The organism is Salinimicrobium aquimaris, from assembly GCF_035607535.1.
GTDB lineage: Bacteria > Bacteroidota > Bacteroidia > Flavobacteriales > Flavobacteriaceae > Salinimicrobium.
In genome coordinates this window covers 126,159-145,762 of record NZ_JAYDZX010000011.1, presented here as the reverse complement: position 1 = coordinate 145,762, position 19,604 = coordinate 126,159, and the positions used below count along the sequence as shown (strand labels likewise).

Below are 19,604 nucleotides of genomic sequence, written 5' to 3'. Positions count from 1 at the left end.
TGTAGGGGCCCCGATTTTTTTTGTCCCTATATGAGGTCATAGGCATGGGCGTACTCTGTAAATTCGTACGTAGTTGAGATACCTAATTTTTTCTTGATATTCTTTCGGTGAGTATTTACTGTGTCGATGGAAATATTAAGCTCATCAGCGATTTCATTTGAACTTTTCCCCAGGGCTACTAATCTCAATACTTCCTTTGCCCTCTTTCCAAGACCAAGAAATTTACCGAGGTTTTCTTTAAAGAACATGTTCTCCTTTAACAGGCGTTCTGCCTTGTTTTCTATGTGTTTCATCCTGTCTACGGGAAATGCCACAGTTACTATATGTGTAGGTGTTCCATCTGGTGCCTGATGGAAGATCCTTATGGATCCTACGTGCCACACCCATTCTTGCCGGTCCTTAAATTTTACCTGTTGAAAAAAGGTGAAGGTTTCGTTAGGATCCCTGTTTTCCAACATCTTTCGCAGCTTTATCATAAATCCCTCCATATCTTCATTGTTGAAGAACCTGTCGTGATATTTTGAACCCATCTCGGTAAGTTCCTGTAAACTTACGCCTAATTGATTTAAACCACGGGAGCTCATATAGACAGTAGAGAAATCCTCCGGTCTCAATTCATGGACCACTACTACGCCCGGCATTAATTCGGCGCAGCCGGAAAAATTCTTTAGCTTTTGTTCAAAAGATTGCTCCAAGATTTCTATTTAAGTTGAACTAAAAATAGGATAATCTAAACTTTTTATAAAACTACAGCTGTTTTAATCGATAAAATTGTCGTTTTTTCGACATCGATCACAAAAGATCGTATGCCCTGGCATATTCGGTAAGTTCAAAAGAGCTCTTACAATCCAGTTTCTTCCTGATAGACTTTAGATGGGAATTCACTGTATCTGCCGAGATTTTCAAAGAACTGGCCATTTCTGCCGTTCTATTCCCCTTAGCTGCCAGGGCTAAGACCTGGAGTTCTCTCTTGCTAAGGGTAGTGAACTTCTCTAGCTTGTCTCTGCCAAAATTTGTTTCTTCGAGTAATCTCTCAGCTTTTGTGATCCAGTGAAAATCTTCGAGCGGTACGGCATAAGTAATTGTGTGGGTGGGAGAGAAATTGTGATCAACTTTAAAAACCTTTAGAGAAGCTGCATACCACCTGAATTTACCTTCTATTTTCACCTGGTGAAAAAAGGAAAAGGTCTCGTGTATCCCTTCCCTTTCAATTAAACTCCTGAGGGACTTTAAATAATCTCCCATGAAGTCCTGGTTAAAGAACAGGAGCTGGTAATCTTCTTTAATGGCAATAAGTTCCTCTAATGTCAGCCCAAGAAGATCCAGGCCATTGGAGGTCATGAATAGCGGTTTAAACCCATCGAGCTCATGGATAACTGTCACACCGGGCATCTTCTCAAATTCTTCCCGGCAGGTATCAAGTTCTTCTATAAAGTTCATTACACCTGTAAAAATAGTACTTTCTACAGATGTAGGTTTGTGTTGAACTGTAAAAGGAGATTTATGATTCCAGTAATTTTATAAGTTCTTTCGCTGCTTTTTCAGCAGATGCCGGATTTTGCCCCGTGACCAGCTTTCCAGCTACTTTTACCCTGGAAGTGAAAGGTAGTGTGGCACTGCTGTAATTGGCACCTAAGGTCTTCAGGCGATCTTCCAGGCTAAACGGGATGTTGTCCCTTAAACCTACCATCTTTTCTTCGGTATTTGAAAAGGCCGTCACCTCTTTTCCCTGTAAGAGTTCAGGTGCTTCGGTTGCCGCTGTCAACAAGGCTGCAGGTCCATGGCATATTGCCGCAATGGGTTTGTCCTGATTGAAGAATTCAACTACCAGGCGTGCAGTATCTGCATCTGTGGCCAAATCGCCCATTGGGCCATGTCCCCCGGGAAAGAAAACTGCATCAAAATCATCAGCATTGATCTCTGAGAGCTTTATAGTAAATTCAAAATCTTTTTGGGCTTTCTCGTCTTTCTTGAATCTTCGGTTTGAAGAGGTTATATTTTCTGTGAGTTCGCTTCTGGGATCTATTGGAGGCTTACCACCTTTGGGACTGGCCAAAGTTACAGTATAACCTTTGTCGATAAACTCGTAATAAGGATCTGTGAATTCTCCCAGCCATACCCCGGTTTTGGAATCGGTATTTACCAGTTCATTATGCGAAGTCAGTATAATAAGGATCTTTTTCATGACGTAATTCATTTAATAATAAAGATCCTCAAAAGCCCCGGTGCGAGCCAAAACTTTATCTTTTAATTAATACTAAAAGCTAAAACTTTCTTTACCCCACAACCTCCATAGAACTATATCCCTGGCCATTCCGGGTAAGTCTAACCTGCGTTGCAATTCTCTCCTTTAGGGAATCAACATGGCTTATCACGCCAATGGTTTTAGATGATTCGGCCTGAAGTTTTTCCAGGGTGTCCAGGGTTTGATCAAGGGTTTCAGGATCAAGGGTTCCGAACCCTTCATCTATAAAAAGAGAGTTTATCTCCACATTTCTCGAGGCAAGATCGCTCAGAGCCAGGGCCATGGATAAACTGAGGAGGAAAGTCTCTCCCCCCGAAAGCGTCTTGACCGAACGACGTTGTCCCCCCATATGCTCATCAATAGCTACCAGGCTGTCATCTTCCTCTTCCAAAGGTTTATCGATCCTATAGCGGTCACTAAGGTCCTGGAGCCTTTTGTTTGCGAGGATAAGTAATTGAGACAAACTGAGATCCTGTGCAAAATCGTTGAATTTTTTGCCTTTTGAATCCCCAATTAGCTCATCGAGTATCTTCCATCGTTTGATCCTTCTCTTTCCCTGTTCGAGTTCGGCTTCTATTTCGGCTATCTTTGTCTTTCGCTCCTTATCATTTCTAAGTTTCCTTCTTAGCTCTTCACAGTCTTCGTTGAGGGATAGAAGTTGCGTTTTATTTTCCTGTAACCTTTTCAAAAGCTCTTCCTCACTTTCCGGCACATCTTTTTGCCGTTGCTCTTCGAGCTGATCTTTCAAAGTTCTCAACGTTGCTTCGATTTGCCCTTTTTGAGACCTTAGCTCTTCCCACTTTTTGCGAAGCTGAATATATTCCCTCTCCGGAAGTAGTTTCTTCAGTGCCTCGGCTACTTCCTTACAATCTGCCTCAGTAATTTTTGGCTGCAGTTTTTCTTCAAGGTCCTTTCGCTCAAAGTCTTTTCCGGAAAGTTTTTGATTAAGCTCTTGTTTTTGGGTGGCAAGCGATCTTTTTTGGTGCTGCAACCCTGTCCATGAATTTTGCAGCTCCAGGCAGTCCGTTTCTACGTCACTCCCGGTGTAGAGGTCATCCAGTTTCTCCTTTATCTGCTTGCCCTGTACAAGCACTTCCTTAATTTCAGAAATTATGGGTAACCCCATTAAAATTGCACTCAACTTTCTTTTTTCCGCTTCATATTGCTCCAAGAGGCTGAGTCTCTCTTCCCTGCTGTTGCAGAAGGCTTCCCAACTTTCATCGTTTGGATTGATCCTGGAAAATTCCTCTCTAAAATGCCCTTTTTGAGACTCCAGTCTCTGAGTCTTTTCTGCAATATTCTTTTGAAGTTCGCTTCTCCTTTTGAGATGATGAGCAAGATTGGCAGTTCTAGTTGTTACCTGTTTTTCAAGTTGGGTAAGCTCCTTTTTAAGTTCAGAAATTTGAAGCTGTAAATTGTCATTTTTGGCAGGTAAGTGAGTCGCATAAGGATGATGCTCACTTCCACAAAGTGGACACGGCTCTCCTTTAGTAAGTTTGTGCCTTAGATCTTCAAGACTGGCTTTTAAAAGCTCATTTTCCCGCTGAAGTTGCAGATTTTCAATCCGTTTCTGAAGAATTTCCGCTTGTTTCTTGTCTGTATCTATCTTTTGAGGGAGTTCCTCCACTTGCGGAAGCAGGTCCTTTTCCTCTTTTGAGTCTCTTTCTATTTCTGCTGAAAGATTTTGAATGATTTGCCATTCCTGTTGTGCTTTTCTGGCCTGCTGAAGGACTTGCTTTAACCGGACTTTCTCAGATTCGGGTCTTTCGAGGTCCACATCCTCCAGCTTCAGCCTTAGATCCTGCAGATTGTGTTCTCCTGAAGCTTTTAACTCCCTTAATTTTTGTTCTTCGGTTTCGGGATTCCCGTTCAACCTGAAAGGTACCTCTCGCAGTTCAGAATTGAAACGCTCCTGAAGGTTGCGATATTGACCTAACTTTTCATCCCTTTGCTGCTGCAGGTTTCGAACATTTTTGGAAAAGGATTGAAGGCTGGTTTCGATCTCGCCGGTTGCAGGTTCGGTCTTTAAAAAGTTTCTGATTTTTTCAAGACAGCTGTCAATGTCTGTAACGTTTCTTTTTTCTCCAAGATCATGAGCTTCAAGTTCCTTTTTAAGTTCCCGACAACTATCGTCCAGGTTCTTCCAGGTTCGCAGTTCCCCTGCAAAGACCTGGACCTGTTCATGCTCCTTTAGCTTTTCTCCATGTTCCTCTTCAAAATTCTCCAGCTCCTTAATTGCACCCGATCTCATTTTTTCCCGGTTCTGTATCTGATTTTCCTGGGAGGCGATCGTTTTCTTAAGTTCCTGAAGTTTGTCCAGCTTTTGGATCTCCTTTTCAAGCGGCTCGCAAGTCTTCAGTTTTTCAGATAAAGAAGAATTAATTTCTTCCAGGCTTTCCTCCTCTAAAAGATCTTTTTGAAGCAGATAAATTTCCTTTTGCCGGTCTTCAATTTCAGCATTAACAGTTTTGAACTTCTGATAGGCTTTTATACCAACCTGCCTGTAAATTCCGGTTCCGGTGATCTTTTCAAGTAGTTCGCCCCGCTCATCTTTTCTGGCCTTCAGGAATTGAGCAAAATCCCCCTGAGCAAGAAGTACCGACTTTATGAACTGGTTATAATTGAGCCCTATCAATTCTTCGTTTTTTGAAGGCACATCAGACTTTTTATAATCCAAAGGCTTTTCCGTAGCCATATCATAGAGGTACATTTCGTAGTCCCGCAGGTTGTTGTTGCGGTTAGTTGAAATGCTCCATTCCGAAGCAAAAATTCCGGAGTTCGCCTGGTAAGTGACTTTGGCAAACGCTTCCTTTTGATTGCGTGTAAGCAGCGCCCCCTTGTTTATGATATCACTTTTGCTAATCCTTCCAAGGCGAGGCACCATATTAAAGAGTGCGAGAGAAATCACGTCCAGGATAGAGCTTTTTCCACTCCCTGTAGGCCCTGTGATGGCAAATAATGAGCTCACCGTAAAAGGTGCTTTTGTAAAGTCGATCTCGTGCCGCCCTTTTAGGGAATTTATATTCTGAAATTCAATTTTTAAGATCTTCATATCTCTGCGTTTTCGTCCCTGTGCAATTCCTCCAGGATTTCATCAAAGGCGGAAAGGATCTCCTGCTTTGTTTCTTTATCGTATTCATGCTTAGCTATGAGCTCCAGGAAAACATCTTTAGGTTGGAGATCCTGAAGTTGCACTTCAGACTGGAATGCCTGTGCCGCTCCTTTTAGCTGATTCTCAAAACTCGCCCTGTGCTTTACGATCCTGAAGCCTTCTTTTTTGAAGCCGCTTATCAATTCATCCAGTGCATATATCTTTAAGGCATCATACTGTTCTTCTTTTAATTCTACCTCAACCAGGCTTTCAAGAATTTTCCTTTCCTGTAATTCATCCAACTTAAAAGTCAGCTCCTCTATACTTCCACTTATTTTGAGCAAAGAGCGAAAGCTTGGCACGGGGATACTTTTGGGTTTCCAGTTTTTTGATGTGTCTATTAACAGCACCCTTTTTTCGTCCCTACGTTCGCTAAAGGACAGGGGCAGGGGAGAGCCGCTGTAAAAAGCCGGGACAGCTGCTGCCACCCGCTGTGGTTTGTGAATATGCCCCAGAGCAATATAGCTGAAGTAGCTGCCAAAACGGGAAGCTTCAAAAGCTGCCAGATTACCTATTTGTATATCTCTTTCACTTTCTGAAGTCTCAATTCCTGCAGTGAAAAGATGGCCCATTGCTATGGCCGGTATATCAGGATATTTTGAGACACAAATTTCTGAGGCTTCAAAAAATGTCTTTTGGATCCCGGTTTTTAATGCTTCTAAACGGTCGTCGTAATTTTTCCCGTCATCTTCCCGCCGCAGGTCTGCATCCCGAAGAAATGGCAGGGCGGCAATGACGATTTCAGGATTACCCTCTTTCCCGCCAACTGGAATGACAACATCTTCAAGTGCTTCGGGTAAACCACCTATGATCTCGATATCGAGCTCTTTCAGGATCTCTTTTGGAGCGTCGAGCATGGCGGGGGAATCGTGATTTCCTCCAGTGAGGATGATCCTGCACTTGAATTGCTTCATTTTTATCAAGGCGCGATAATATTGCCGGCGCGCTTCAGAAGAAGGATTGGCAAGATCAAAGATATCACCCGAGACGAGCAAGAGATCTACTTTTTCAGCATCAATGATCTTACACAGCCAGTCAATAAAAAGATCAAAATCTTCAGCCAGTTCCGTTTTGTGCAGCTTTTTTCCTATGTGCCAGTCGGCAGTATGCAGGATCTTCATTCAGAAAAATATTTGAGTTTTCGAAGGTAACGTAAAGCTCGATTTCATACAAAGGTAAAAGGGAGTAGCGACAAAAGGTGGCGTACTTAAAATGATTTGAGGTAAGATTTATCTTACGATTCGTCAGAATTCAGAGGGAGAATTGCAGCAGATGGATTTTTATCCTTTTAAAAATACCTGTGATCGAAAAATGTGTTATGTATTGAAAGTTAGGTAGTTATATTTTTTAAATTGAAAATTATTATTAACGCTTACCCGTTTTCCCTACCCTGGGTGAAGCCTAAATTTCTCTTATCATGAAAAATTTTTACAATTCCTATGGGAAACTGGTACGCCTAATTGGTACCACATTAAGTTTTGTTTCCAAAAAGTCTTTTTTGACGCTTTGTTTAATGCTGGTTTTCTACTTTGATCTTTCAGCCCAGTCAACCTTAATAGTCAATAGTGTAGAAGACAATCCGGATATTAACTTAAATGATGGGATTTGTGGGGATAGTAAAGGAAGATGTACTCTTAGAGCAGCTATTGAAACTGCCAATCAAACTCCGGAAACAGATGAGATTCAATTCAGTTTTCCGGGGAAATCTCCACACGTGATTAGTCTTACAGGTGATCTCCCGGTGATAACAGAAACCGTGATATTAAATGCTACAACCGAGAACGACTATTCATGGTCTTCACCGGTTGTGGTAATAGATGGAGGTGAAGTGGCAAGATTTGGTTTTAAGCTTGAAGGACAATCTTCAGGTAGTACGATACAGGGTTTTGTAATGGGGAACTTTAACATTATGGATGAAGAGGATATCCTGGGGAATGGAACGGCTATTTACGCCAATGGAACTGGTTCTCATCACATCAAAGGAAATTTTTTAGGGGTGACTCCTGATGGTAGATCTGCCTTTTCAAACACCTTCGGAGTGGCACTGGTAAATAGTTCAGGAAATATAATTGGAGGAACACAACCCGGGGATAGAAATTTGATCTCCGGAAATCATGTAATGACAGGGTGGGGTATAGGTATTTATATACACGGAGAGAATTCTTATGACAACAGGATACAGGGAAACTTTATAGGAACTGATGCTACAGGTACTCAGGCTATTCCCAATTACTGGGGTATTGTAACTCATGAGGGAGCCAACAATACTTTGATTGGAGGCGCTACTGCTCAAACCCGAAATATCATTTCCGGAAATATCCGGACTGGGGTTTATGTTTTAAGCCCTGATAACATTATATCAGGGAACTACATAGGCTTAGGCCAGAACGGCGAAATGCTTGCCTATTTTGGAGAATCCCGCCAGCAGGGAATAAGACTCTGGACAGAGGCGGCATCAAATAATACAATAGGAGGACTGGAACCGGGAGAAGGTAATGTGATTTCAGGTAATATTTATTTTAATGCGATTACGATTGGAGCACCTCCTGAAACACCTCTCACTGGCAATAAAGTGTTTGGAAACTTTATAGGGACCGATCCTTCCGGTCAATATGAGGTCCCTAATTATAGGGGAATAACAATGACGGCAAAGTCAGTGACGGTAGCTAATAATTTAATATCCGGTAATTATACCTTTGGTGTAAGTATTCATGCGTCCAAAGATATACAGGTATACAATAATTTAATTGGTACAAAGGCTGATGGAGTATCCCCCCTTGGAAATGGGGAATTTGGAATTCAAATCTTCAATGGAAGCGAAAATAATATCATTGGTAGTTCCTTAGATGGCAAGGGAAATACAATTGCTCACAATGGCGCCGGCGGAATTCTTGTAAGCTACTTTGATAACAGAGGTTCACAGGTTACTACCCAACCCCTAAAAAATACTCTGACGAAAAATAACATTTTTGGAAATTTAAATATTGGGATTGATCTGGACAGCAATGGAGTTTCAGAAAATGATCCAGGCGACGATGACTTTGGAGCCAATTTTCTTCAAAATTTTCCAGATATAACCGAAGCTTCTGTAGTTGATCAGGTCTTAGACCTGGATTATGTGGTGCCTTCAGATCCTGCTAATTCTGTTTATCCCATTACTGTTGAATTTTTCAAAAGTGATGGCAACCGACAGGGAAAAGATTATTTGACGTCCGATGATTTCCGCGAACAGGATTATCAGGATGGTGTACCAAAAAATCTGCAGTTCCCTTTAGCTTCCGGTATAGAATTAGCCTCTGGCGACTACATAATCGGCACCGCTACCGATGCGAATGGAAACACCTCGGAATTTAGTGCGGAAGTTCAGGTAATAGGAGACTGTACACCACAGACCTGGTATTTAGATGCTGATAACGATAGCTATGGAGTGGATTTTTCAGACACGAATATTTCTTCCTGTACTCAACCTGATGGCAATTATATTACCCGCGCAGGCGATTGTGATGATATTGATCCTGCAATTAATCCCGAAGCAGAAGATATTCCGGATGATGGAATCGACCAGGACTGCGATGGAGTTGATGCAACAACCGAAATAGTGGATTTTGACGGGGATGGAGTTGCAGATTCAGAAGATAATTGTCCCGGCGTTGCCAATGCCGATCAGGTTGATTCCAATGGAAACGGAGTAGGAGATGCATGTGAAACCACCCAATGTCTGGGAACAGACACTTTAAATATAAGCGAGTGTACTTCTGGATCTACCGTCTACTGGACAGTAAATAATGCTGGCGCATGTGCAGTTGATGTGCGATGGGAGGTAAGGAAAGGAGAATCCGGTTCCTTTACTCTGGATGCCGGTGCGACTACCCAATTTGATACTGCAGTTGCTTCTAAAGGACAAACACAGGTGGTCCTGTACTGGAATGACAGTACCGGCGCTGAAACAAAGACAAGTGCAAATGCAAGCGGTACTGAATGTATGGCATCAGCCTCTCTTAATGGTACTGCCGGCGATACGGAAGGGGAAACACCTGGTGAAGCTCCATACGCTTACCCAAATCCCATAGAGAGTAACGGCTTCTATGTAAGCTTTCCCGAACATCTGGGGGGTCTTCAGTTCAGTGCAGGTTTATACGATGTGAATAACCGGCTGATGAGCACCAAAATGTTTGAGGTCCCGGTTGGTGGTGGAGATATCTACTGGAGCATAAATACCGAGAGATGGAAACCTGGAGTTTATTTTATAAGGCTCGACGGTAGCTCAGAATCTTACCAGATCAACCTGCTTAAGGAATAGATGATGAACAAAAAAAACACTCCTGAAAAATGTCATTTTTCAGGAGTGTTTTTTATCTGTGATTAAACTGAATCAATTATTTTCCAGTTTATCCCTGATTTTGTCAATGGCACTTTCAATAGATTCATCTGGTTCTATGATATTGTTCTCTCCCCAGAAAGAAAGGTCGGCAAAGCCTGTAACATCATCATTCATGACCACTCTTCGGCTTAAGAAGGTATCATCCTTTTTTACTTTTTCAGGATTTATTTCCCAGTTGGTTACTGCAAGTTCACTGTTGACCTTATAGCGGGAGTTGAATAATTTTCTTCGCCAGTTCACAACAAACTCAAGTTGGGTGTGCCCGTAACCAAAGTACCAGCGACCGTCTTTCTCCCGGTAGGTTATGTCATAATTCACCTCGACCGGATAAACCTTGGTTCCACCGGGTTTTTTCTTCACAAAAAGATCTGTCGCGGCAGAGCGGTTATCTACATTTAGGTTAAATGATGCTTTTGCCAGGGAGAACGTATTCGCATCAATAAATAACTTCCCGTAGTACCACGGCATACTCTTGTCCAGCTCTTCAAAATTTACCACATACAAATATTGATCATCGATCTTGGTGGGTTCATCAAAACTGAATTTAAAGTTGGCAAGATCCTGCTGATTGAAAATATTTGTGGGATTTTTCATAATATCAATGCTCAGGGGATTGTAAGGCCCTCCTCGAAGTTTCAGGGCTACAGTGTCCAGCCTGTCATAATCGGCTGTTTTACGTGCTTTGACCAGGGCTATGTCATCATCTGCATTGGAGTCATAAGGTTGCTTGTGGATTTTGACAACAGCTTCAGAAAGGGAGACATTTTTGCGACCTCTTTTTATAGCTTCCCTGTAGAAAGCTGTCATGGTTGTACGATCATTGAAATAATTGGTACCTCTTGTCTCCAGCATATTCCGTACTAAAGCTACGGGATCTGTATAGGTGAAGACAGCTACCTCCTCAAGCTCCTCCAGGGATTCCTGAAGTTCGATTACCACTTCCTCCTGTTGAAAGAACTGCAAGGGCAGCACACGGCTTTGAAAGCCGAGATAAGAGACCCGTACATTGACATCATCAAGATCCTTGGGAATCTTAAGAGAGAACTCCCCATCACTGTTGGTCACAGTAGCAATATTGGAATTTTGAACGGAAAGATAAGCTCCGGCAAGTGGTTCATCATTTCGGCTGTTCACTACAAGCCCTTTATATTCGGTAAAATCACTTATAGTTTGCTGAAATGCTGCAAAGGCCCCGGTGGGAAGACTAAATACAAATAACAGAATTAACAGGGGCCTGACGAAATTTAAACTGGTACTTCTCATGGCGCAAGTTTTATAGGAATTATCTCTCCAAGATACTGAATTTTAGTTAATTGTTAAGATGAACGGTCAGGAATTTTAAGAGTGAAATTAGGGGAAAATCCCTTCCCCATAATTTGATAGGATTAAATAATATAAGTAATTTTAAAAGTCTAAATATCAATAGTTTATGACGGGTTCTTAATGTTGAAAAGGAAGGGAAAAGACTATTGATGTGCCTTTTAAAGGGGAAGAAGGCGCATCATACTTTCTCTTCCATTTTTTTATTTCTTTTCCTTTTCTTTTGTGGTTTTGATGAGCTATTAAACTTTAACACATGCTTCTTTTCCTCTAACTGTCTGGGTCTTAGCGTGCATTCCTCAGCTTCTGCTAAATGCCAATTGTTACTTAACAGATCATTAACAGCAAAAAATAGGAGATAGAATTAATTTCACGGCTTGTAATTCTTTATAAGACAGGTTGAGCTTTATCCTGCTTTAATTCAGGGTGTTCCCGGAAACAGTTTCTTCTAAGGGAGCTTTATCGGCCTCTATTCAGATATGAGTAAAAAAATAAGTACTTCCCCGACCTTACATAGAAACATTTCCGCTACCCCTGCAGATTCAAGGATCGTGGCCATTGGAGCCAGCGCCGGCGGACTTGAAGCTCTTAAAGCTTTTTTTGAGAATGTACCTCAGGAGACCAGGAGTGCGTATGTCATCATTCAGCACCTTTCTCCAGATTACAAGAGTATGATGGGAGAGTTGCTCGCACGCAGTACCCGCCTCCCTATTAAGGAAGTAGAGGATGGTATGGAGGTCCTGCAGGGGCATATTTATTTGATACCTCCTGTTAATAACCTGGTGATCAAGAATAACGTGTTGCATTTGCTGGAAAAACCCAAGAATCCAACGCTCAATCTTCCTATTGACATGTTCTTTGAGTCTCTGGCACGCGAACACAAGGAAAAAGCTATTGGTATCATCCTTAGTGGTACAGGAAGTGATGGGACTCGTGGAGCAAGGGCTATAAAGGAAAACGACGGAATGATCATGGTCCAGGAGCCGGAGGAAGCACAGTTTGACGGGATGCCTAGAAGTGCAATAAATACAGGCCTGGTTGATTATGTTTTACCTGTTAAAGAAATGGGGGTGGAGCTGGACAATTTTCTTTCAGCTCCTTCAATTTTCCACTTTAAGGATGGAGATATAGCATACGATCAAACAGAGCTAATGAAGATCCTTAACTATATTGATCAGGAAACCGGACTGGATTTTCGCGAGTATAAAAGGTCTACTTTAGCCCGAAGGGTAGCCCGAAGGGTTAGTGTATGTAAATGCCGGTCTCTGTCAGAATACTTCTCCTATCTCTCCTCCACACAGGGAGAGGTGGATATCTTATACAGGGAATTCCTTATTGGTGTAACAAAATTCTTTAGGGACAGTAAAGTGTGGGAAACCTTACGGGAAAAGGTGATACCGCAAATGATCGACTCGCGTAAGAACGGTGACACCATTAAAATATGGGACGTGGCCTGCAGTACGGGTGAAGAGGCATATTCATTTGCCATGTGTTTCTTTGAAGAAATAGAAAAGCAGGGGAAAGATATTGAGCTGAAGATATTTGCTACAGATATTGCAGAAAAACACCTGGAGATAGGAGGTAGAGGGCGCTATCCCGAAAGCATTGCTGCAGATGTTCCCCCCGAGTTCCTTTCAAAGTACTTTGCCAGTAAACCACACAAATATGAGGTCGTAGAAAAGTTGAGACGTTCTGTGATCTTCTCAAAACATAATGTGATCAAGAATCCGCCATTTAGCAACATGGATCTGGTTTCCTGTCGCAATTTACTGATCTATTTTCAGCCGGCTATTCAGACAAAAGCTTTAAGTGTTTTGCATTACAGCCTAAAGAAGGACGGCATTTTAGTACTCGGCACCAGTGAAAGCATCCACACCCAGCAAAACAATTTTGCCGAGGTAGATCGAAAATGGAAGATTTACAGAAATATTCGCCCCAGCAACAGACTGGAGGGTGGTCTATCTCATACCCCGTCCCACATTGTTCCCGGAAGATTTAATGGGCACAAAACGGCAGTTGAACCAATAATATATAAATCCCCAACTGCCGCCAATTATCAAAAGCTTACCAGTGACTTCAATGAAACTGTGCTGGATCATTTTAAGGCTGCCAGTGTCTATGTTGACTCAGATTACAACATCCTTGAAGCAATTGGAGAATTTAGGAAATATGCTAACCTTCCTGTAAGCGGTTTTTCCACCAACTTGCTGGACATGTTGGGGACAGATCTAAAGTATCTTGTGCAGAATAGCTTAAAAAAGGCTAAAAAGCTTCAGCAAAAAGTCTATTATAAAGATGCTGTTTTTGAGCACCATGGAGAGAAGAAAGGAGTAGACATTCTCGTCAAACCTCTTCCGAGTAACCACCTCGACTCGGAGACCACCTTCATGATCACTTTTCTTGAAAAAGAACTCAACCTGGAGGATGTTGAGAAGGTAGATAACATCACCCTTACTACCCGTACGAAGGAGTATGTCTCAAACCTCGAGGAAGAGCTTAAACAAACGAAGGAGGAATTGCAAACTTCTCTTGAGGAGATCGAAACAAGTAATGAGGAATTACAGGCAGCCAATGAAGAGCTGTTGGCTTCTAATGAGGAATTGCAAAGCACCAATGAAGAGCTGCAAAGTGTTAATGAAGAAATTAATACCGTTAACGCCGAGAACCTCCAGAAGATGGATGATCTTGCAGCCCTTAATGCCGATATAAATAACCTGCTGGAAAGCACCCAGATAGGAACCATCTTCCTGGATTCTTCCTTATGTATAAGAAAGTTCACTCCTGCGATAAAAGAGCATTTTAGTTTCCTTAATTCAGATGTGGGGCGGCCAATCAGCCATTTTACAGGTAATATTGGAAAAAGCAACCTTCTAGAGCGATGTAAGAGAGTCCTTAACACCGGTAAGACTTTGGAGAAAGCTGTGGTTTCTAAGGAAGGTATTCACTATTTAAGAAGGATCTCCCCGTACATCAATACCAACCAGGAGATCGATGGCGTGGTAATTACTTTTATTGAAATAGAAAACCTTCAGAAGTCGAAGGAAAAACTACAGGCCAGTGAGAGAAGGTTCAAAAGCTTTTATGAAGAGGATCCGGTTATGCACATTAGCGTAAATCCCCAGAATTACAAGATCCTCCACTGTAACAAGATGACTGTAAGGCAGCTTAAGTATGATTCAAAGGAAGAGCTGGTGGGTAAATCCATTTATGATCTCTACAATGAAGATTCTCAGGTAGAGGCGCTAAAATCCAGCAAGGAGTTTGCTGAACAAGGGGTGCTGGTAAATCTCGAGCAGAAGATCCTGACCAAAAACGGGGAGACTTTGCCGGTTATCCTCAATGCCATTGCCGAAACAGATGAGGATGATAATATTAGAACCATCAGGTACACCTTTGTTGAAATTGCAGCTCTAAAAATAGCTGAAGATAAACTTAAGGAGCAAAAAGCCGACCTGGAGAGGGCAAACCGGGATCTTGAGCAATTTGTTTCTATTTGTTCTCACGATCTTCAGGAACCTTTATCCACCATTAAATTTGGTATTGATATACTTGGAAAGATTTATTCTCCGAAACTGGACGAGAAAGGCCAAAACTATGTCGCTTATATTAAACAGGCTTCTACCCGTTTATCTGAACAGATCAGAGCCCTTCTGGAACATTCCCGCATTGGAAGAAATGGGGTTAAAAAGATGGTAAATACCAGGGAGTTGGTAGAGGTTGTGAAATATGACCTTGGAAAAAGGGTGAAAGATACTAAAGCAAAGATCCATATTGGAGATCTGCCTAAGATTGAAGGATATGAGGTAGAACTGAGATTGCTTTTCCAAAATCTTATCAGCAATGCAATAAAATACACACCAAAAGACAGGAATCCCGAAGTGAGGATCTCAGCTTATAAAGAAGATGATTACTGGGTGTTCTCTGTAGTAGATAATGGAGTAGGTATTGCAAAAGAAGACCAGGATAAGATTTTCACCATTTTTAACAGAGTGAAAAAACACGATAGTTACGAGGGTACCGGGGTGGGACTTGCTCATGTTGAAAAGATAGTTCACCTGCACGAAGGGACGATCTGGGTGGATTCCCAGGAGGGTGTAGGAAGTTCTTTCTATTTCAAGATCAAGGCCTAGAACGATGGCTGAACACGAAACTTATCCCGACCTGGTGAACCTGGAAAATTGTGAGCGGGAGCCTATTCATATCATTGGAAAGATCCAGGAGCATGGGGTTTTAGTAGCCTGTGATAAAGCAAACCTCGAGATAACCCAGGTTTCCCGAAACGCTGCCGATTTTTTTGGGATCAATTTGAAGGAACTATTGGGAAAGCCAATGTCATCTCTACTGGGAGACCGGCAGGTGCAGCATTTAAGAGAATCCCTTAAGAGTGAGGAGGAGCATGAGCCACAGGAAATACTGGTAAAGGGAAAAAAATATATCCTGCTTTCCCATATTTCAAACGATAGCCTGGTGCTGGATTTTGAGCCTGTTAACGAGGTGCAGGATCCTTTCTTTTTTCAAAAGAAATTGAACACTATTCTCAACCGGTTCCAAAAGGCAAGGTCATTCGAAGAGCTTACGAGGGAGGCAGCAGTTGTTACCCGACAGATGTTTGGCTATGACCGGGTGATGGTGTACAAGTTTGATGAAGAATGGAATGGGGTGGTTATTGCCGAATGTAAGGATAAGAATTTGGAGCCATGGCTGGGCTTACATTATCCCGCTACAGATATACCGGAACAATCAAGAAAACTTTTTCTAAAGCACAGAGTAAGGATCATTACCAACGTCCATTACAAACCTGTTCCCATAGAACCTGAATTTTCTCCCCTTAATGGAGAAGCACTCGACATTTCCCTGTCTGGACTGCGGGCTGTTTCACCTATTCATATTGAGTACCTGAAAAACATGGGCGTTGCCGCCTCCCTTTCTGCTGCTATAGTAGTGAAGGGGAAGTTATGGGGCCTTATCGCCTGTCACCATAACGGCAAGAAATATCTCGATCTTTATCAGCGGGAGACTTGCCGCTTCCTGGCACAGATGTTCTCTAATGAGATCACATTGCATGAGACCAGCAACCTGTTGAGCAAGTCTGAACTTACAGAAAATATTCGCCGCCAGCTCATGGCCCAGATGAAATATCACCAGGATATTCTTGCAGCCCTGAATAGGGATACGGTCAAGTTTACCGATCTTATTGAATGTACCGGTGGGGCCATTTACTATATTGACAGGTGGGAATTGAACGGAAGAACTCCCACTCCTGAACAGCTTGATAGCCTACTGGAAAATTTTATAAGAAAACAGTCAAAAAGCCTTTTTTTGACCCGTAACCTCTCTGCACTTTTTCCCGAAGCCGAAGCTTATTGCGCGGAAGCTTCAGGATTGCTGAGTTTGAGAGTAGCAGACAATAAATATATCCTTTGGTTTAGGCCGGAAGTGCCCCAGGTGATCAACTGGGGTGGAAATCCGAATTTGAAGGCCTACTATAACAAAAAAGAGGATAGAATAAGTCCCCGCAGGTCTTTCCAGAAGTGGACAGAAAAACTTACCGGATTTGCCGAACCCTGGCATCAAATCGATAAGAATAATGCCCGCTCCCTTCGGGAAAATATGAGCTATATCTTATTACACCTCCAAAGGAAGGAGATCGAAGCTTTAAATGAAAAATTACTTGCAGCACATAAGGAACTGGAATTATTCAGTTATGGTCTTTCACATGATCTTAGGGCGCCGGTGAGAGGAATGGAAGGCTTCATAAAGATCCTTCAGGAAGATTATGGGCAGCTTCTGGGGGAAAAAGGGAACCGCATGCTTGAAATGAGCAATGGACTCATTGAGAAAATGAATACGCTTATCGATGATATTCTTGAATATTTCAGGCTGGGGCATTCAGATGAAATAACGAGGACTCCTGTCGATACTGCTTCAGTTTTAAAGGAGGTTGTAGAACTTTTTAATATCCCCATAAATTTCCCGAAGACCAGCTTCAAAATTCAGCAGGATTTACCTGTAGTTGAGGGGGACCAGAGAATGATCTTCCAGTTATGGTCTAACCTTTTGAATAATGCTTTAAAATATTCTTCTGAAGAAGAGAAGCCGATAGTGGAGATTGGCTGGGAGAACGTAAAAGGCCGAAAGACATTTTTTATAAAGGACAATGGCATAGGTGTGGAACCGCAATTCAAGGAAAGGATCTTTGAGACATTTAAGAGAGCTGCCGGTAGCCGGTTCAAAGGCACAGGAGTAGGGTTGGCTATAGTAAAACGGATCGTCGAGAAACACAAGGGTAAAGTATGGCTGGAAAGCAAACCCGGCAATGGTTCTGTTTTTTATTTTTACCTTGAGGGCCCAAATGAAGACTGATGTATGATTAAGACACCGTTGAGAATTTTGCTGGTGGAAGACAATGAGGCCGATGTTTTAATTACCAGGCGTAATCTTCAAAAGCTAATAGAAAATCCGACTATAGAAGTAGTCGAGGACCTTTCTTCCTGTAAGCAGAAGCTGATCAATTTTATACCCGATTTGGTTATCTCAGACTATAATCTTCCAACCTGTACAGGGTTGGAGGTGATGCAACTGGTCCAGGCGAGATCTCCCGGCCTGCCATTTATCTTTCTCACCGGAACGGTTCATGACGAAGAGCTGGCAGCTAATACCATACTTGCAGGGGCTTCGGGTTTTATTTTGAAGAAACACATGAGTCAGCTGGAGGAAAAACTGAAACCTTTGCTCAATAAGGTGGTTTTTATGATGAGTGAAAAACAGGATGTGCGGGAGCGGCTTAGACAAAACAAGATCGCGATCAACCAGATCTATGATTATCTTGATAATTTAAAGGCCGATAACAAAGAGCAGAAGGAAAACATTAATAAGATCAAAGGCACAATAAGAGATATAAATTTGTGGAAGAATGGTGATGACAGCGAAGCTTAAGGCAGAAACACAGGTACTTCATGACCGGATCGAGGAGAAGAACCTGGCCAGAAAGATTGTGGACGGCAGTATAGAACTTGAAACTTACAAGCTTTTACTACTTCAGAATTACATTGCGTACAGGCAGACAGAGAGCGAAATTCAAAGGTTTCTTCCGGGATATACCGGCAGTAAACATTTGCAGCTAAGGCAGGATCTTGAGAACCTGGGAATGACTGCTGCCATACCTCCTAAAAAGGAGAATTTTCAATGTAATTCTCCTGCTGAAGCTTATGGGGCTGCTTATGTAGTAGAAGGATCTGCTATGGGAGGAATGGTTTTGGCAAAAAAGCTGAAGAGCTGTGCTGCTTTGGAGGACCTGCCGGCTCAGAACTTTTTTAGTGGTGACAAGGAAAACCTAAAGGACTGGCGAAAGTTTAAAGAGGAGTTGGAACAATATGGTTTTAGTGAGGCTGAAGAAGCAGAGGCTATTGAAAAGGCCAAAGAAACCTTCCGGTTTTTTGAAAAGATCTTTGATCTGGACTTATCGTCAATTCTAGATCCCGCTTTCAAAGACAAGGGATAACAATCTCGGAACCTTTTTTCTGTCATCTTCATCAAAATGCTCGTTAAGATCAAGCAGCTTGAACTTGTTTGCCTTTGCGGCATCGAGAAAATCTGAAAGATGGTGTGTAAAAGCAGGAGGAGTATGTATACCCTCGCTGGTCTCGAAATTTGCCCTGCTCCCCGAATATTGCCTTCCGGGATGTAGCTCACAGATATAGAACTTTCCATTTCTTTTAAGAGCCCTTGCAGCTTCAGCAAAAATAAAGTCGAGATCTTCTACATGTTCGAGTACTAAACTGGAAGTGACAAGATTGGCCCAACCCGGTTTTACAGGCCAGTCCACAGTGATATCGGCCTCTTTAAAATGTACATTTTCGGCTTTAATTTTATCTTTTGCCTTCCCGATCATTTTCGGGGACACATCAATAGCCGTAACAAAGTCGGCTTTTTCTGAAAGCCAGCCCGTATTCTTCCCTGTACCGCATCCCAGCTCCAGGATATTTCCATAATGAGGATTCAGGAAAGTTTTTCTCAGGACTTCCCCCTCGAGATCACGAGTCTTGTTCACCATACTGTCGTAAGATGAAGCCCAGGCGTTATAGGAGTCGCCGGTTGTTAATTTGCTATTTTCCTGATCCAATTTTTAGCCTCGTCTTTTTGGGTTAAATCAAAATATTTTATGCTTGCACCTGTGAAGGGTTTCATTAGCAGGGTTAATTCCTTCTCCCATTTTTTGTCCCCAACCATAGCTATTCTTTCCAGCTTCTCGTTGTTCCTGAAATCAAACTTTAGATCCTGCCAGGCGGCACTAAGGCTCCAGCCTTCAAACTCCTGCATTTCAAAGTACCACCTTATGATCCCGAAGCTTTTAATTTTTTCTTCCAGCAATGGGATAAGCCGGTCGTAATCCTCGTCGCTCAATTTTCCTTCTGCTACTGTATAGACTATATTGTGTTCTAAATGAATGGAGATCATTAATTGATTTTATCACAATTTCCAAAGAAAAGTAGATTCTGCCAATAGCT

Annotated in this window: 13 protein-coding genes; 5 read left to right on the top strand and 8 right to left on the bottom strand. The window is 42.2% G+C overall.

Features of this window, described 5'->3' with window-relative positions; translation table 11 throughout:
- Positions 1-26 precede the first annotated feature (26 nt).
- The 5 genes from VR862_RS11225 to VR862_RS11205 all read right to left on the bottom strand — a co-directional run bounded on the left by VR862_RS11225 (position 27) and on the right by VR862_RS11205 (position 6,517).
- Positions 27-695, bottom strand: a complete 669-nt coding sequence (locus VR862_RS11225) for a helix-turn-helix transcriptional regulator (protein WP_324721066.1) — start codon at positions 693-695, stop codon at positions 27-29.
- Between the two features lie 97 nt (positions 696-792).
- Positions 793-1,440, bottom strand: a complete 648-nt coding sequence (locus tag VR862_RS11220) for a helix-turn-helix transcriptional regulator (RefSeq protein ID WP_324721065.1) — start codon at positions 1,438-1,440, stop codon at positions 793-795.
- A 61-nt stretch (positions 1,441-1,501) separates the two neighbouring features.
- Positions 1,502-2,185 (bottom strand): type 1 glutamine amidotransferase domain-containing protein, encoded by a 684-nt coding sequence (locus tag VR862_RS11215; RefSeq protein ID WP_324721064.1) that lies wholly within the window; start codon positions 2,183-2,185, stop codon positions 1,502-1,504.
- A gap of 91 nt (positions 2,186-2,276) precedes the next feature.
- On the bottom strand, positions 2,277-5,297 hold the full coding sequence (locus VR862_RS11210; RefSeq protein WP_324721063.1) for an SbcC/MukB-like Walker B domain-containing protein: 3,021 nt from the start codon (positions 5,295-5,297) through the stop codon (positions 2,277-2,279).
- The gene (locus tag VR862_RS11205; protein WP_324721062.1) at positions 5,294-6,517 is read right to left on the bottom strand and encodes an exonuclease SbcCD subunit D C-terminal domain-containing protein; all 1,224 of its coding nucleotides are present in this window, start codon (positions 6,515-6,517) and stop codon (positions 5,294-5,296) included. Before VR862_RS11205 ends, VR862_RS11210 begins: the two co-directional genes overlap by 4 nt.
- A gap of 296 nt (positions 6,518-6,813) precedes the next feature.
- On the opposite strand from VR862_RS11205, the gene VR862_RS11200 reads away from it, so the two are divergent.
- Positions 6,814-9,696: a MopE-related protein gene (locus VR862_RS11200; RefSeq protein ID WP_324721061.1), complete on the top strand. Its 2,883-nt coding sequence runs from the start codon at positions 6,814-6,816 to the stop codon at positions 9,694-9,696.
- Positions 9,697-9,768: 72 nt separating this feature from the next.
- Here VR862_RS11200 and VR862_RS11195 read toward each other — a convergent pair whose 3' ends face one another.
- Complete coding sequence (locus tag VR862_RS11195) at positions 9,769-11,040, bottom strand: carboxypeptidase-like regulatory domain-containing protein (RefSeq protein WP_324721060.1); 1,272 nt, start codon at positions 11,038-11,040, stop codon at positions 9,769-9,771.
- A 536-nt stretch (positions 11,041-11,576) separates the two neighbouring features.
- On the opposite strand from VR862_RS11195, the gene VR862_RS11190 reads away from it, so the two are divergent.
- The 4 genes from VR862_RS11190 to VR862_RS11175 are packed head-to-tail and all read left to right on the top strand — an operon-like array spanning position 11,577 to position 18,598.
- A complete protein-coding gene (locus VR862_RS11190) occupies positions 11,577-15,227 on the top strand; it encodes a chemotaxis protein CheB (protein ID WP_324721059.1) in 3,651 nt (1,216 codons plus the stop codon).
- 4 nt (positions 15,228-15,231) lie between these two features.
- Positions 15,232-17,460 carry an ATP-binding protein gene (locus VR862_RS11185; RefSeq protein WP_324721058.1) on the top strand — a complete coding sequence of 743 codons (2,229 nt, stop codon included), beginning with the start codon at positions 15,232-15,234 and terminating at the stop codon, positions 17,458-17,460.
- A 3-nt stretch (positions 17,461-17,463) separates the two neighbouring features.
- On the top strand, positions 17,464-18,033 hold the full coding sequence (locus VR862_RS11180; protein WP_324721057.1) for a response regulator: 570 nt from the start codon (positions 17,464-17,466) through the stop codon (positions 18,031-18,033).
- Positions 18,011-18,598, top strand: coding sequence for a biliverdin-producing heme oxygenase (locus VR862_RS11175; RefSeq protein ID WP_324721056.1), 588 nt, complete (start codon positions 18,011-18,013; stop codon positions 18,596-18,598). Before VR862_RS11180 ends, VR862_RS11175 begins: the two co-directional genes overlap by 23 nt.
- On the opposite strand, the gene VR862_RS11170 is transcribed toward VR862_RS11175, so the two are convergent.
- Together VR862_RS11170 and VR862_RS11165 are read right to left on the bottom strand one after the other, a co-directional pair.
- Positions 18,569-19,219, bottom strand: a complete 651-nt coding sequence (locus VR862_RS11170) for a class I SAM-dependent DNA methyltransferase (RefSeq protein ID WP_324721055.1) — start codon at positions 19,217-19,219, stop codon at positions 18,569-18,571. The two genes, VR862_RS11175 and VR862_RS11170, sit on opposite strands and share 30 nt — an antisense overlap.
- Positions 19,195-19,554 carry a SpoIIAA family protein gene (locus VR862_RS11165; RefSeq protein ID WP_324721054.1) on the bottom strand — a complete coding sequence of 120 codons (360 nt, stop codon included), beginning with the start codon at positions 19,552-19,554 and terminating at the stop codon, positions 19,195-19,197. Before VR862_RS11165 ends, VR862_RS11170 begins: the two co-directional genes overlap by 25 nt.
- Between the last annotated feature and the right edge of the window lie 50 nt (positions 19,555-19,604).

What these genes read in the sequence shown, in the direction of transcription:
- VR862_RS11220 (WP_324721065.1), bottom strand. Translation starts at nt 1,440, where the DNA reads ATGAACTTTATAGAAGAACTTGATACCTGCCGGGAAGAATTTGAGAAG.
- VR862_RS11215 (WP_324721064.1), bottom strand. Translation starts at nt 2,185, where the DNA reads ATGAAAAAGATCCTTATTATACTGACTTCGCATAATGAACTGGTAAAT.
- VR862_RS11210 (WP_324721063.1), bottom strand. Translation starts at nt 5,297, where the DNA reads ATGAAGATCTTAAAAATTGAATTTCAGAATATAAATTCCCTAAAAGGG.
- VR862_RS11205 (WP_324721062.1), bottom strand. Translation starts at nt 6,517, where the DNA reads ATGAAGATCCTGCATACTGCCGACTGGCACATAGGAAAAAAGCTGCAC.
- VR862_RS11200 (WP_324721061.1), top strand. Translation starts at nt 6,814, where the DNA reads ATGAAAAATTTTTACAATTCCTATGGGAAACTGGTACGCCTAATTGGT.
- VR862_RS11195 (WP_324721060.1), bottom strand. Translation starts at nt 11,040, where the DNA reads ATGAGAAGTACCAGTTTAAATTTCGTCAGGCCCCTGTTAATTCTGTTA.
- VR862_RS11190 (WP_324721059.1), top strand. Translation starts at nt 11,577, where the DNA reads ATGAGTAAAAAAATAAGTACTTCCCCGACCTTACATAGAAACATTTCC.
- VR862_RS11185 (WP_324721058.1), top strand. Translation starts at nt 15,232, where the DNA reads ATGGCTGAACACGAAACTTATCCCGACCTGGTGAACCTGGAAAATTGT.
- VR862_RS11180 (WP_324721057.1), top strand. Translation starts at nt 17,464, where the DNA reads ATGATTAAGACACCGTTGAGAATTTTGCTGGTGGAAGACAATGAGGCC.
- VR862_RS11175 (WP_324721056.1), top strand. Translation starts at nt 18,011, where the DNA reads ATGGTGATGACAGCGAAGCTTAAGGCAGAAACACAGGTACTTCATGAC.
- VR862_RS11165 (WP_324721054.1), bottom strand. Translation starts at nt 19,554, where the DNA reads ATGATCTCCATTCATTTAGAACACAATATAGTCTATACAGTAGCAGAA.